The following is a 13702-nucleotide window of genomic DNA, read 5'->3' on the forward strand; positions in this document are numbered from 1 at the left end:
CGTAGTTCCCGCGCTTCCGCGCTCTTGCGATGCACTGGGTTGAACCAGCCGCTGCGCCCTATCTCGGCCAGGGTGCGGGCGTCCCGCCGGTCAGTCTTCTTTTTCGCCTTCATCAGGTTCTTGGCCAGCCGGGGGTCGATGATCACCGGCTCATGCCCCAGCTCCTCGACGATCCGTGCGGCCATCTCCGCCAGCGGGCTCGCTTCCAGAATTACCTGCAGCCGCCCAAAACCACTCAGCGCCTTGGCGAAGTCCCCCGTCTCGGTGGGTACTTCCCTCTCCCGTAGAACCTTGCCCTTATTGTCAGTGATGCAGATGCTGCTTGATTTGCTTGCCAGATCAATGCCACAGTTGTTCATGTCAGTCCCCTTCTGGTTTAAGGCGCTTAGCGACCTTGTGATTCAATCTCAACCAGATTAGGGGACTGACCCCTTCCAAAGCTAGATCAATGCCTCGCCGCTTTATTACATCTCCTACAACGCAGATTCCGAGTTCCAAGTCCCAAGCCCCCCAAGCCCCCCAAGTCCCAAGTCCCGAGTCCCGAGTCCCGAGTCCCGGCATTATCAGTTGATATTCATCGCCAGCTCGTGCGGCATGGGGTTGCGGGCGCGGAAGGCCGCCCTGTCCTCGTCGGCGATCTGGCTGAGCAGGTTGGTGTAGGCGCGGTTGGCGCTGGCCCGCGCGGCAATGTCCGCCCTGCCCCGGTGCCGGGACAGCTGGAAATTCAGGTGGTCGAAGATGTAACCGCGCCAGTAGCCATCCACTTTTTTCAGCAGCGGTTTGGCAGTGGCCAGGCTCTGCTGCAGCCCCGCCCAGTCGCCCCGGGCGCTCTGGCCCACGGACTGCACTTCCAGCCACTGCAGCCACTCCACCGGGTGATCCGCCCACTGGGCCCGCTCCAGTTCCGCCGGTTCCCGCAACCCCAGCTGCGCCGCGGCCACCTCAGCGCGCAGCTGCAGGCTCCGCGGCACCTCTTCACCGAGCAGTGGGGCCATATCCCCGAAAATCGCCTCGGCGCGCTGCCGCTCTTCATTTTCCATCGCCAACTGCAGTTGCAGCAGTTTTGCGGTCACCCGCTGCTCCGGGCTGCCGTGTTCCGCCAGTGTGTCGCCGAGTTCGGTCAGCTGTCTCGCGGCCCGCTGTAGCTGGCCCAGGGCGAGGGACAGCTCGGCCCGCCAGAGGCCGAATTCCACGGTGCCGCGCATGTCGCCCCGTTCACGCACGAATTCAAAGGCCGTGTCCCAGCTCTCAGCGGCGGTCTTGAAGCGCCCCTGCAGGAATGCGAGGCGGCCCAGGTAGGCGCGGATGACCATCTCCTCACTCGGCAGCTGCTCCGCCTTGGCCAGCTTCTCCCCGGCCCGCAGCGCCCGGAAGGCCTCGGGCCAGTTGCCCCGCTGCATTTCCAGTTGGGCGACATTCTGCTGCACCTGGACTTCACCCAGAGCGTCCTGCGCCGCGGCAAAATTCTCCCGGGCGCTGTTCCAGTAGACCATGGCGTGGTCGAAATCCGACCTCAGGAAATAGATGAATCCCACATTGTTCTGGCTCTCCGCGCGCAGCCAGACGTCGTCCAGGCGCATGCGAATGGCCAGTGCCTCGCGGTAGTGGAGCAGGGCATCCCGGTAATTTCCCCGCTCCTCCGCCAGCAGGCCCATCTGGTTGTAGATTTCGCTCTCGGCCTTGCCGTCCTCCAGCCCCTGCGCCACCTCGAGAGCCTCGCGCAGCCTGTCCTCCGCCGCGGCGGCCTCACCGCGCATGCTGTGCAGGGCGGCCAGGTTGCCGAGGCTGATCACCTGGCCGCGCCTGTCGCCCTCGGACCGGCGCAGCTCCAGGCCCTGCCTGTAGTAATCCCGGGCCTGCCGCCACTGACCCAGGCGCTGGTAGGCCACACCGAAGGCATTCAGCACATCGCCGCGGCCGCTGAGATTCTGCAGGCGGCTGTAGGCGTCCAGGGCTTCCACCAGGTACTCGTCCACGGCGCGCTGGGCATTGCCGGAAACAATCGCGGCCTTGGCCAGTTCCAGCCAGGCGCGCGGGTGCTGCGGGTCCAGCTCCACCACCGCCTGCAGTTCCAGTTGGGCCGGCTCGAAGAGTCCCTGATCCATCAGCAGTGCGGCCAGGTCCATGCGCGCGGCAGTGTGATTGGGGAAGGCGGCGATCAGGCGGCGCAGGAATATTTCCGCCGCCCCGGTGTCGCCGGCCCACTCGGCGGACAGCGCCTGGGCCTGAAAGAAAACCAGTGAGCCGGTGCGGCTCGCCGCTATGGCCTCGCGCAGGCTGGCTTCGGCCTGCTCGGCCTGGTTTGCAGCCATCCGCACCCGGGCCTGCAGCAACCAGCCGGGGGCATAGCCCGGTTGCGAGCGCAGCAGCTCGTCGAGCAGCCTCCCGGCCTCCTGCAGCTGCCCCAGGGCATAGGCCTCCCTGGCGCGCGTATAGCGCTCGGCATCCAGGCTCCACAGGGGCGTTTCCACTGTGGCCACACCATCGATTCTCAGCGCGTCGCGCACCAGGGGCTGGGCCCCCTGGAAGAAACGGGGCAGTGCCTTCGGCTCCAGCAGCTTGTCGGCGAGGGTTTGCGCATCGCGGTTGTCGGCGTGCAGGCTGAGCAGTTTGAGCCGCACCCGGTATTCATCTCCCGCCGGGGTGATGAGGGTGGAGAGCAGGTAGTCGGCGCCCATCAGGCGGGCGATTTTTTGGGTCTGCCGGTCCTCGGCGCTGGGGAATTCCTGCTGGAAAATTCCCAAGGCCCTGTCGATATCCTCCGTCTCCAGCAGGCGGATTTCCTGCAGGTCCTGGAGCGCCTGGTTCAGGAGCAGCTGCCCGCCGCCGGTAATCCAGCCGGCCTCTGCCGGCAGGCCGGACAGCTGCACCGGCAGTACCGCCAGTGAGTGTACCGCGCCCGCGGCTTCGCGCCCCGTCTGTGTGGGCTGGCGCGATCCCAGCAGCGCGAGGCTGACCACGGCGGCCAGGGCGACAAACAGCAGCACCAGCGCGCGACTTGCCTTGCCGGCCGGCGGGGGAAGTTCGGAGGGGGCGGCGGCGTTTTCAGGCATATTCGCTTCTCGCATGGCGCACCCTACGGCAATTGCAGGCTGAAGATCAGGGTGTGAATTGCCGCGGCCAGTTCGCCGGCCGCATTGTCCGTCTGCTCGCTTGCGCTCCAGTCGTTGGGGATCTCGGTACCGCTCTTCTCGTCGATGGTTTCCAGGGCGGATTCCAGCTGTTCCACGGCGAATGCCTTGTCGCCGAAGTACCAGGCGCTGCGCGCGCTGACGATTTTGATGAACAGGGTCCAGTAGGCGGAAGCGGACATCTCGCCGCGGAAGTCATACAGGCGGGACTGCAGGTAATTGAATTTGTCCGCGATCACCGTCTGCGTATCGCGCGTGTCCAGCGCCACCAGGAATTCGGAGAATTTGCCGCGGCTGCCGCGGCAGCGGTAGCTGCCCTCGCCCACATAGGTGGTGATATCGCGAAAATCCCCGCCATTGGACGCGGCGAAAAGGCGCAGCCTGGTGCCCGGCGTGTACTCCAGGTTGTGGGTGTGCAGCTCCAGTTCCACCGTGTTGTCGAAGCTCAGGTTTTCGGCGGCGGGCGGCTCTATGCTGATCAGCATCGGAAAGGCCCCCTGCGGCGGCAGCTGCACACCGGCCGGCAGGCGCCGCAGCAATAGCGGGTCCATCGGGTTCAGCTGCGCTACGGACAGGCCGATGCTGTCCTCGGTCAGGTCCTCGACCTCGTCGAAGGTAAGCAGTAAGTCGGCCTCTACACCGTTCTCCAGGGAGAGCAGGGCGAGCACCTGATTGCCGTCTATCTCCAGTTCCACCAGGCCCAGGAGCTGGAGGTTGAGCACGGTGTCGTCGAGGCTCACATTGAGCAGCTGGCCGAGGTTGACTTCGACTTTCACCTTGTTGAGGAGACTCCCCAGCAGGCCGGCGCTGGCACCGGCGGCGAGCAGTGCGAGGCAGAGACCGGCCAGCAGCCGCGCCCGCGGGGAGACCCTCATCACCCTGCTTTGCTTATTTTTTTTCCGGTGCCGCAACATGCCGCCTCCACTCGCTGTTCCTTTTATTGTTTGATTCCACTACAGCCGCGTATAGCAATTCCAAGCGTAGCCGCCGCTATGGAGTGACGCCTGTCCCTTTGGGTTTTGGCTCGGGAGTTCCGGTAAAATCGTGATCCATCTGGCCATTTGGTCGCATAAATCACTATATTGCCGCTGCTCAGCAAATGGCTGGCGCGCCAGGCGGTTGGAATCTTGGGTAAAAAAACCCGCCGCACGCGGCGGCGGGAGAAGCAGACGAGAGAGAAATAAGAGAGGAAGTGGAGAAATAAATAGAGAAGGATCAGGGACTGTCAGTACCCTGCGCCAGTAACAGCAGATCGAACTCTGTGTCGAATTCAATCAGGCCACCCTGGACCACCGCTTCCCGGCCGGAATAGAAATCCTTCACCAGGGTGCCGTCGGCAAAGACACCCTGTACCGGCAGGGACTTTTTGCCGATCCCGGTGCCGAGGGAGACCAGCACCGGCTGCTCGCCCTCGAGGGTGCGGGAGAAGGTGTAGGGCTTGTCCTGCAGTTTCCTGTGCACGCCGGCGCCCACCGCCGGGTGCGCCTGGCGGAACTGGCCCAGCTTCTGCCAGTGGGCGAGGATCTCGCGGGTTTCGGCCTTTTCCAGGTCACCCCAGTTCATCGGCGTGCGCATGGAGGCATCGCCATCGGCGCGCTCGTCGATCATCGGCCTTGCCAGCTCGTCGCCGTAGTATATCTGCGCCGCGCCCGGGGCCAGCATCAGCTTGGTCGCCGCGCTCTTCACCTGCTTGCGCTCGCGGTCGAAGGAGTGGTGGTCGTCGTGGGAACCCAGGTAGTTGAGCACACCCAGCCCGGCAAGCGGGCCTTCGTTCAGCGCCGCGGAATAGCTGGAGAAAATTTCCTCTGGCGACTGTTTGGCATGCTGGGCAAAGCCGAAGTTAATCAGGCTGTCGAAGCCGTAGTCGAAGAAATCGACCTGCTCGTCGCCGTAGTCGTAGGCGCGGCCCTTGGTGGAACCGAAATCGTTGACCCCGAAATGGTATACCTCGCCGACCATAAAGAAGTCGCGGTCATCGACTTTCTCAGCGGGGTTTTTCGCCTTCCATTCCGCCAGTGCCAGGGCGGCTTCTTTTTTCAGTACCGCCCAGGTCTCGGGCTCCACATGCTTGGCGGTGTCCACGCGGAAGCCATCCACGCCGTATTCCCGCACCCAGTCGGTGAGCCACTTGACGATGTAGTACTTGGGCGCTCGCGGGTAGCCGGTGCGCGCGAAGAAGGCATCCAGTTCCTCCTGTTCCTGTTCCAGCCGGCCTTCCCTCTTCCACTTGTCGACCAGCAGCGGCGGCAGCTCGACGGGCTTCTCGCTCTCGGTGAGTATGTCCGGCAGGTTCTCCACCAGAGTACAGCGGACATTGCCGGCAAAACCGGACCAATCGCAGGCCGGTGCGGAGCGCACCCAGTCGGACGGCCACAGCGGATCCCGCTCCGTCACGGGGCCGGTATGGTTGATGATCACATCCATCAGGACGCGTATACCCTTGCCGTGCGCTATCCCGATCAGGCGCGCCAGCTCCTCCTCGCTGCCGAAGTTGGCGTCCACCGCAGTCCAGTCCCTGGGCCAGTAGCCGTGGAAGGCGTAGGTGCCCCCTGTGCCCTCGTCGGTACTGCCGTGTATCTGCTCCACCACCGGTGACATCCAGATGGCATCCACACCCAGTTCGTTGAAGTAGCCCGCCTCCAGCCTGTCGATCACACCGCGCAGGTCGCCGCCAGCGAAACCGCGCAGGTGGGCGGCGTCCCTCTTGCGGCCGTAGGACAGATCGTTGTCCGGATTGCCGTTCTCGAAACGGTCCGGCAGCATGAAATAGATGGTGGCGTTGTTCCAGAAGGGGTCGATGCTACCCGCCCGTTCGGGGGTGTCGGCGGTGCAGCCGCTGCTTCCCAGAAGCAGCGCGGCGAGGAGACTGGCGAGTCTTTTCATTGTTATCCCTCTTTATATATCCCGGTGGGATCATCGATCGCAGAATAGTCAGGTTACTGTAATGTCCGCACCGATTCCCGCATCCTCCCGTTCGGGGGCGTAGGCTGAAAACTTTGCGACCCGTCCCGACGCAGAGTAATGTAGCTGCTGAGGATCGCGCGGGCCCGCTGGAAACCGCCAACCGCCGTCGCGGTCCAATAGTCAAACCGCAGCTACAGGAGGCAGGGAATGTCGGATCACCAGTCGAGTCAGGGTTGGATCATCGGCCTGGTCGTGGTCGCCGTACTGGCGGCGGGGGCCTACTGGTTTTTGTTCCGCGACAGGGCCGAGACCCCGGTGCCGCCGGTGGTAGAAGAGCCCGAACCCACCCCCGAACCCATGCCCGAAATCGAGGCGCCACCGCCCCCGGAGCCGGCGCCCGCCCCCGAGCCGGAGAAGGGCCCTCCCCCGCCATTGAACGAAAGCGACGATGCCGCCTACAAGGACCTGATGAGCCTGGCCGCGGACGGCGCCCTGGCCAGGTGGCTGGTGCCCGACGAGGTGGTGCGCAAATGGGTTGCCGCGGTCAACGCCGGCTCCCGCGGCGAGCTGATCCACAAGCACCGCCCGCTGAAAACCATCAAGGGGCCGCTCCTCGTCACCGAGGCGGGGGCCACCGGCATGCGGCTCTCCGCGGACAACTACCACCGCTACGACCAGCCGGTGCGCCTCTTCGCGATGATGGACACGGAAGCCGCCGTGGAGATCTACCGCTACTGGTACCCCCGCCTGGCCCAGGCCTACGGCGAACTGGGCATCAGGAACAAGAACTTCCACCAGGAGGTACTGGAGGCCATAGACCAGGTACTGGCGGCACCAGAGGTCGACGAGCCCATCCAACTGGTGCGCCCGTCCGTCTACTACAAGTTCGCCGACCCCAAGCTGGAGAAACTGCCGGGGCTGCACAAGCTGATGATCCGCATGGGGCCGGATAACGCAACGCGGGTGAAGGAGAAGCTGCGGGAGCTGAAAGCGGAGCTGGAAAAGATACCCTTGCAAGCAACCGAATAGCGCGAATGTGGTAATCTCTCCGACCAGCCGGTCTGCACCGGCCGAGGGGGTATGCGCGGCCTGTGCGGCTCGGAAAAATGTCGCTCGAAACGGGGAAATATTTCCCCAAAAGAGAGCCCAGCCGAGGAGAGAAAAATGCAAGCCGAGCAAAAAACCATCTTCGTGGTGGTAGACCCCAACGACGATAACCACGTTGCCCTGGAGCGGGTACTCACCACCGCCAGGCTGCGCAACCCGCAGCCCAAGCTCATCATCTTCGTGGCCGTGGACGGCGAAGCGGTGGACACCCGCGCGGTGAACGACCATCTCTTCCGCGATGAATTCTGGTTCCGCGACCAGATCCGCAAACCGGCGGAAGAGGCCGGCCTGCAATACGAACTGATCGTCAGCTGGACCAGCGACTGGCAGGAAGCCATCATCCAGGAATCCAAGCGCTACGGCGCGGAAATGGTGTACCTGCCAGTGCACGCCAAAAGCAGCCGCCGCTTCACCTTTGCCGAATCCAAGTGGCAGGTATTGAAGGGGGCAAAATGCCCGGTGGCGCTGATCCGCCCAGGCGCCAAGAGCGAGCGCAAGGTGGTGCTGGCCACGGTCAACTACCAGGCCCAGACAAGCCAGCAGCGCCAGCTCAACCGCCAGATCACCGAGCGCGCCAACTACATCGCCAACGTCTACGGCGCCGAACTGCACCTGGTGAACGCCTTCCTGGACTCCATGCGCTACCCGGACCGCGGCGCCCTGGCCAAACTGGCGGATAAGACCGGCGTGCCCACCAGCCGCATCCACGTCAAGCGGGGTTATACCAACGAGGTGGTGGCCGAGGTGGCGAAGGAGATCGACGCGGACCTGGTGGTGATGGGCACCCTGAACCAATATGGTGAGACCGGCTCGCTGTTGCGGGGGAATACGGCGGAGCGGGTGATTGGGTCGTTGGAGGTGGATGTGATGGTGTGTAATGCCTTCACCACCACCCGGTAACGCAATAAGCTGGCGGGCTCCCGGGGTGCTCGCCGGCTCATGGGTACAAACAAGACCAATAAGATCTGGAGGGAATCCCCATGACTCCAACAGCCTCCCCCATTCGCCGCCTGTTGACTGCGCTCCTCGCCTTCTCACTCGCCGCCTGCGGCGGGGGCGGCAGCTCCTCCGATGGTGGTTCCAGTGGGAGCAGCAGCTCTGGCGGTACCGCTAACTCTCCCCCGGCGATCCACGAGCTGGAAATCAGTCCCGCCGAAGCCTACGGCGATACCGACCTAAGCGTCCAGTACGACACCAGCGATCCGGACGGCGACGACCTGACAATCGACTTTCAATGGAGTGTCAACGACAACGACATCCCCGGAGAAGCATCTGCCCAACTATCCAGCGATCACTTCGCCAAAGGCGATACCGTAACTCTCACCCTTAGCGTATCCGACGGCAGCGAAGCGGCAACTAAAACCATCGACATCACTATTCTCAACAGACCGCCAGAGGCTACGGCACTCAATGTGCCCGAAGTTGCTTCCTACGGCGAGAAGCTGAGCTTCCAAATCCTTGTGGAAGACCCGGACGATGACCCGATAAAATTCCAGTTCCTGGCTCAACCCAACGGAATGGCCGTTGACCAAAACGGCAATGTGACCTGGACCCCCAGCGGTCCATTGTTTGTGCAGGAAACAAATTTCAATTGGAAACTGGAAGCCAGCGACGGCGAAGCCGGTGCAACAACCGCCGGCACCATCCGTGTAGTAGACCCTGACAGAAAGCTACCCTTAGCCCGGAGCGGCCTCGTAGTTCCGGAACATAGTGAAGGCATTGTCGTCGGCGATTTTGATGGAGATGAAAGCAATGAACTGTTGATAACGGACGGTTTTCAGCGTCTCTATACCATGGCGTACAACGGCGAAAGGTATGTGCAGACCTGGTTCTACCCTTTCGCAGCAGGGAGCGACAGCGAGAAGATTTCTGCAATTTGGGCGGAAGATATTGACAGTGACGGCGCATCCGAATTCCTCGTCGCCGTTGATAGGGGTACCGGCAACGAAGGTAAAGCCAGGCTACTGGTGCTTGATGGAGCAAACCGGGAAATTGTTGACCAATACAAAACCGAGGGAAGAGCAATTACGGCAATACGTACCGCCGACCTTAATCAGGATAGTAATCTGGAAATCGCTCTGCTGATCCAAAATGGTTATTCCTATGATGCGGAATTCATGATCCAGGTGCTGGATGCCAAAACCCTGGAGAGCAAATGGAGTTCTGGCATCCTGAACCTGGGCACATCCATGGATGTGGGCAATGTCGATCTCGATAATACGCTGGAGGTTGTCACCTCCAATGGATATGTCTTCGGCATCAATGGCGAAGGGCTGTACAACAAGTGGGCTTACGGGGATGGATTTGGTAATCGGGTGGCTACAGGAGACCTGGATGGAAACGGCGTAGATGAAATTGTCAGTATAGATTACGCTGATTTCCTCATGGTTTTTGATGCAAACAACAAATCGCTACTGGCGGCAAAGGAATTTCCCTATACCGCCGACATCGCCAATGTCATTACCGCGGACACGAATAGTGATGGCCAATCGGAGATTATTGTAGGGAATGCACAATGGGGAAGTTTAACCGGACATAAACTGGTCACTGAACCGGAAGTGGCGCTTGAGCAGACCTGGAGTATCGACTCCCAAGGGAGTGGAACCTCGAGCATCGCAACAGGGGATCTCGATAGCGATGGCACCCGGGAAATCATTTGGGGAACGAATGTCGACTCTACCGGAACCGATGCGCTTGTTATCGCACACTTGACGCCGGAAGTTGAGGTCGAGTGGATGACAGAAGGGCCGGACCAGCTAGGCACCCCCTTTTCAGGAGGACTGGCATACAGACCGGACGGCAATAGCACCAAAGTAGTTTTCGCAACACCGAGCGTTGGCGACAGCATACAGGGTGGCTCCATGGCCCTGGTACTGGATCCGGTTTCCGGTGTCTTGCAGCCCACCAGCGAGCTGGACAACGGATTCCAAAGTGCCTATGTACTGACCGCAGCGGACTACAACAAGGACAACCTCGACGAGCTTGTCGTGGCGTTCCGGGACAGCCGGTCTCCCCGCATAGCTGCTTATGCGCCCGATGGTACGCTGTTGTGGAAAGCGCCCGAGCCGGCATCCCCCGGCAGAGGCATCGCCATGGGAGACCTGAACGACGACGGCCATGAGGATCTTGCGGTCACACTGGAGGACGGCACGGCGCTTGCCTACGATATCCTTCACTCCACGCTTCTATGGAGCGTCGCCGACGCGGCCGGCAGCGGTGGCGCAAGCGGCAGGAGTATCGCCGTAAGCGACCTCAACGGCGATGGCGTACCGGAGGTAGTAGCCGCAGGCAGCCATCACATCAGCGTACTCTCGGCAGATGGTGCAAACTATACGGAATCTCATTCAACGGAGTTTTCCTACCTGGTGGATATCGCCGTTGCCGATGTGGACGGCGACGACTTACAAGAGATCATTGCCAGTAGCGACGACTTTTTCGAGCCGGACGTTTTTGTATACAACCACGACCTGAGTCTGAGGTCCCGCTTTCCGGTAGACGGCATTGCAACCTCGATTGCAGTGGAGAACTACGGACAGGGGCCCAAGAACCTGGTACTCGGAGTCAGTTCAGGCCTCACATCCAGTCGGGATACCAGCCTTGTGCTGACTGTAGACCCGGACTCTGGTGAAGTTGTTTCCAGCTCGCCGACGCTACTCGGAACAATCACCCCAAACAGCCTGCACCTTATCGATACCGATGGCCACGGCATCCCGGCAATTAGTTATGGCACATACCAGGCTATGAATATTACCCAGTAATCCCCTTCCGAAACAAAGCCCCCGGCGGGAAAATCTGCAGGGGCTTTTCGGCCCGTCAAGTCAACCGCGAAATCAGAGTTCTTGACTTCCGCAACAACTTGACCCTGCCATATTCATCACTGATTATCAGCTGGAAAGCCACTGTCGGGCTGGCTCAGCGGCAAACCGAATTAGCCGCAGATCCCCTCGGTCAGTTCAACAGTCGCCAGGAGAACGGCTCAAATTTGGCCCTTGCGCCAGCAGGGTTGCCCGCCTATAGTTGTACATGTCGAATGTACAACTCAGGCCGCCCATATGCTGAAAGTCAACATCAGCGAATTCCGCGCTAATTTATTGAAATACCTTGAGATGGCCAATGCCGGGGAAGAAATTTGCGTAACTTCGAGTGGTAAATTGCTGGCAACCATTTCCGCTCCGGCTGACCTCAAAGCACAAGCCCGCAAGCAACTGAAGGATCTGGCAAAAACTGCAAGAATCCACGATGTCATAACCCCTACCGGCGCCAACTGGGAAGCCTTGTCGTGATATTGCTGGACACCTGTGCGATTCTTTGGGATGCCCTGGCCCCCGAAGAATTGAGCAGAAAGGCGGCGAAGGCCATAGAAAACGCCGACAAGCACAACGCCCTAGTCATTTCCGATATCTCAATCTGGGAGATCTCGATGCTGATAAAGAAGAAGCGCATTGAGATCGACACCACGCCCTCGATATTCGTCAACCTGTTTCTTCAGTCGAGAAATATCGCGGTAAAGGCGATAACGCCTGAAATTGCCGAACTGTCCGTCAATTTCACTTCAGAAATCAACAGCGACCCAGCAGACCGCATCATCGCGGCAACCTCGATTATCCACAATGCCCGGCTGGTTACGGCGGATCGGAACCTGATTTCCAGTGGTTTGGTCGATACTGTCTGGTAAGGCCAACACCGGAGGGTGGCTTCGGAATCCATCGAAATCTAACCCAGATAGAAGTTTTCTGCGTCGCCCAATTCCGGGATCCCGGTTTCCGCCAAGGGGCGAAGCGCTTTCAATGAAAAGTTTACGGTAGTCGTAATCTGCTGAACCAGAGGGAACATATCCGGCACCAGACGAAGCTGCAATAGCTTCTCTGATGCTATGTCGATGCCCCCGACCCGCTCTACCAAGGACTGCAGGTTGCCGAGATAATGCAGAAAGATCTTGATCGGCAATTCCTGAACCTGGGAATCCACTTCATCCATCTCCGGTCGTTAATCCACTATCGGTAAAAACTGCTCATGCTCGGGCAGGCCCTGTACGGTGCCGTTGATCAGAGTCTTCAGACTCTCCATCAGGTCAGACATTTGCGCTTCCGACAGCGAGTCCGCAGCCGGATGATAATCTTCGGGGACAATACCCTGACCGATCATCACCTGCTGCCAGGCCACTTCGGTAAACAGGTCGTCGTAGTCGCGGAATATCTTGCCGCTGCTGCGGAAGAGCTCCATCTTCTCCGCCAAGGAGTCGGGGACAACCATGTTCTCGCAATCACGCCAAAAATCGCTGTCGCGGCGCTGGTTGGCCTTGTAGTGCAGGATGATGAAATCGCGGATGCGCTCGATTTCCACCCGGGACTGGCGGTTGTACTCGGCCACTTCCTGCTCTTTGATGCCGCGGTGCGGAAACACCTTGAGCAGGCGGGTGGCGGCGGACTGGATCATGTGAATGCTGGTGGATTCCAGGGGCTCCAGGAATCCACTCGACAGGCCGATGCTGACCACGTTCTTATGCCACGGCTGGAGCCTGCGGCCGGTGCGGAAGGGAATAATCCTGGGCTCCGTCAGTGCCTCGCCGTCCAGATTGTTCATCAGTGCCTCGCAAGCCTGGTCGTCACTCCAGTGCCTGCTGGAATAGACCATGCCGTTGCCGGTGCGATGCTGCAGGGGGATGCGCCACTGCCAGCCGGCTTCGTTGGCGATGGAGCGGGTATAGGGCACTAAAGGCTTTGTCGCGGTACTGGGCACGGCCATGGCCCTGTCGCAGGGCAGCCACTGGGACCAGTCTTCATATCCGATTCCCAATGTCTTTTCTATCAGCAGCGCCGCCATGCCGGTACAGTCCACGAAGAGATCGCCTTCAACCTTTTTGCCGTTTTCCAGCAGTAGCGCCTTGATATAACCGCTATCGGAGTGGGTTTTAACTTCCTGCACCCTACCCTCTATGCGTTGAACACCTCTGCTCTCGCTGTAGCGGCGCAGAAATTGCGCGTAGAGTCCCGCATCGAAATGGTAGGCGTAAGACAGCCCGGGCAGATTGGTGCCCCTGATCTGTGCCAATGGGGCGAACTTGTTTTTGATAGCCGCCTGGTAGTTGAGGGAGTAATCCCACAGACTTGATGTGCCACCGTTCAGGCGGTTTTTGAGCCAGATATGGTAAAAGTCGCAGAAAGGGAAATTCTTGCCGATATTGCCAAAGGCGTGCATATAGCTGTCGCCTTTTTGCAACCAGTTCTCAAACTGGATGCCCAGTTTGATGGTGCCCTTGGTGGCCTGCAGGAATTCCCGCTCGTCCAGGCCCAGTCCGCGGTTGAAGTTGATAATCGGTGGAATTGTGGCTTCGCCCACGCCGACGGTGCCGATCTTGTCCGACTCCACCAGCGCAATATCGACCACCTTGCCGAGTACCTTGGCCATCAGGGATGCGGTCATCCAGCCGGCGGTGCCACCGCCCAGAATAACGAGTTTTTTGATACTGCTGTCGCTCACTTGAAACACCTGACAACAAAGCGGAAACGAATAAAAAAAAGACCCTTGCAATACGGGATTACAAGGGCCTTTACCTGTGA

General features: G+C 60.3%; 11 protein-coding genes. 5 read left to right on the forward strand and 6 right to left on the reverse strand.

Going from position 1 to position 13702, the window contains the following annotated elements; genetic code table 11:
- From AC6R19_RS05070 to AC6R19_RS05085, 4 genes are all read right to left on the reverse strand, one after another.
- A partial coding sequence (locus AC6R19_RS05070) for an IS110 family transposase (RefSeq protein ID WP_500578599.1) occupies positions 1–359 on the reverse strand: 359 nt, incomplete at its 3' end.
- A gap of 204 nt (positions 360–563) precedes the next feature.
- Positions 564–3053 carry a tetratricopeptide repeat protein gene (locus AC6R19_RS05075; protein WP_500578600.1) on the reverse strand — a complete coding sequence of 830 codons (2490 nt, stop codon included), beginning with the start codon at positions 3051–3053 and terminating at the stop codon, positions 564–566.
- A gap of 23 nt (positions 3054–3076) precedes the next feature.
- Positions 3077–4006, reverse strand: coding sequence for a DUF6689 family protein (locus AC6R19_RS05080; RefSeq protein ID WP_500578803.1), 930 nt, complete (start codon positions 4004–4006; stop codon positions 3077–3079).
- Positions 4007–4346: 340 nt separating this feature from the next.
- On the reverse strand, positions 4347–6014 hold the full coding sequence (locus AC6R19_RS05085; RefSeq protein ID WP_500578601.1) for an alpha-amylase family glycosyl hydrolase: 1668 nt from the start codon (positions 6012–6014) through the stop codon (positions 4347–4349).
- A gap of 228 nt (positions 6015–6242) precedes the next feature.
- Here AC6R19_RS05085 and AC6R19_RS05090 point away from each other — a divergent pair, with 228 nt between their 5' ends.
- From AC6R19_RS05090 to AC6R19_RS05110, 5 genes are all read left to right on the forward strand, one after another.
- Positions 6243–7064 (forward strand): DUF3014 domain-containing protein, encoded by an 822-nt coding sequence (locus tag AC6R19_RS05090; RefSeq protein WP_500578602.1) that lies wholly within the window; start codon positions 6243–6245, stop codon positions 7062–7064.
- 135 nt (positions 7065–7199) lie between these two features.
- Positions 7200–8042 (forward strand): universal stress protein, encoded by an 843-nt coding sequence (locus tag AC6R19_RS05095; RefSeq protein ID WP_500578604.1) that lies wholly within the window; start codon positions 7200–7202, stop codon positions 8040–8042.
- Between the two features lie 80 nt (positions 8043–8122).
- Positions 8123–10900, forward strand: coding sequence for an FG-GAP repeat domain-containing protein (locus AC6R19_RS05100; protein ID WP_500578605.1), 2778 nt, complete (start codon positions 8123–8125; stop codon positions 10898–10900).
- Positions 10901–11194: 294 nt separating this feature from the next.
- Positions 11195–11425 carry a type II toxin-antitoxin system Phd/YefM family antitoxin gene (locus AC6R19_RS05105; protein ID WP_500578606.1) on the forward strand — a complete coding sequence of 77 codons (231 nt, stop codon included), beginning with the start codon at positions 11195–11197 and terminating at the stop codon, positions 11423–11425.
- Positions 11422–11817 carry a type II toxin-antitoxin system VapC family toxin gene (locus AC6R19_RS05110; protein WP_500578608.1) on the forward strand — a complete coding sequence of 132 codons (396 nt, stop codon included), beginning with the start codon at positions 11422–11424 and terminating at the stop codon, positions 11815–11817. The genes AC6R19_RS05105 and AC6R19_RS05110 overlap by 4 nt, the downstream gene beginning before the upstream one ends.
- 38 nt (positions 11818–11855) lie before the next feature.
- Here the strand turns inward: AC6R19_RS05110 and AC6R19_RS05115 are convergent, their stop codons facing one another.
- Entirely contained in the window at positions 11856–12119 is a 264-nt protein-coding gene (locus AC6R19_RS05115) for a DUF1993 family protein (protein WP_500578609.1), read from the reverse strand.
- A 9-nt stretch (positions 12120–12128) separates the two neighbouring features.
- Positions 12129–13622: a tryptophan halogenase family protein gene (locus AC6R19_RS05120; protein WP_500578610.1), complete on the reverse strand. Its 1494-nt coding sequence runs from the start codon at positions 13620–13622 to the stop codon at positions 12129–12131.
- Between the last annotated feature and the right edge of the window lie 80 nt (positions 13623–13702).

The sequence above is a fragment of the Microbulbifer sp. SE14 genome (assembly GCF_059834885.1).

What these genes read in the sequence shown, in the direction of transcription:
- AC6R19_RS05080 (WP_500578803.1), bottom strand. Translation starts at nt 4,006, where the DNA reads ATGAGGGTCTCCCCGCGGGCGCGGCTGCTGGCCGGTCTCTGCCTCGCA.
- AC6R19_RS05085 (WP_500578601.1), bottom strand. Translation starts at nt 6,014, where the DNA reads ATGAAAAGACTCGCCAGTCTCCTCGCCGCGCTGCTTCTGGGAAGCAGC.
- AC6R19_RS05100 (WP_500578605.1), top strand. Translation starts at nt 8,123, where the DNA reads ATGACTCCAACAGCCTCCCCCATTCGCCGCCTGTTGACTGCGCTCCTC.
- AC6R19_RS05115 (WP_500578609.1), bottom strand. Translation starts at nt 12,119, where the DNA reads ATGGATGAAGTGGATTCCCAGGTTCAGGAATTGCCGATCAAGATCTTT.
- AC6R19_RS05105 (WP_500578606.1), top strand. Translation starts at nt 11,195, where the DNA reads ATGCTGAAAGTCAACATCAGCGAATTCCGCGCTAATTTATTGAAATAC.
- AC6R19_RS05090 (WP_500578602.1), top strand. Translation starts at nt 6,243, where the DNA reads ATGTCGGATCACCAGTCGAGTCAGGGTTGGATCATCGGCCTGGTCGTG.
- AC6R19_RS05095 (WP_500578604.1), top strand. Translation starts at nt 7,200, where the DNA reads ATGCAAGCCGAGCAAAAAACCATCTTCGTGGTGGTAGACCCCAACGAC.
- AC6R19_RS05075 (WP_500578600.1), bottom strand. Translation starts at nt 3,053, where the DNA reads ATGCCTGAAAACGCCGCCGCCCCCTCCGAACTTCCCCCGCCGGCCGGC.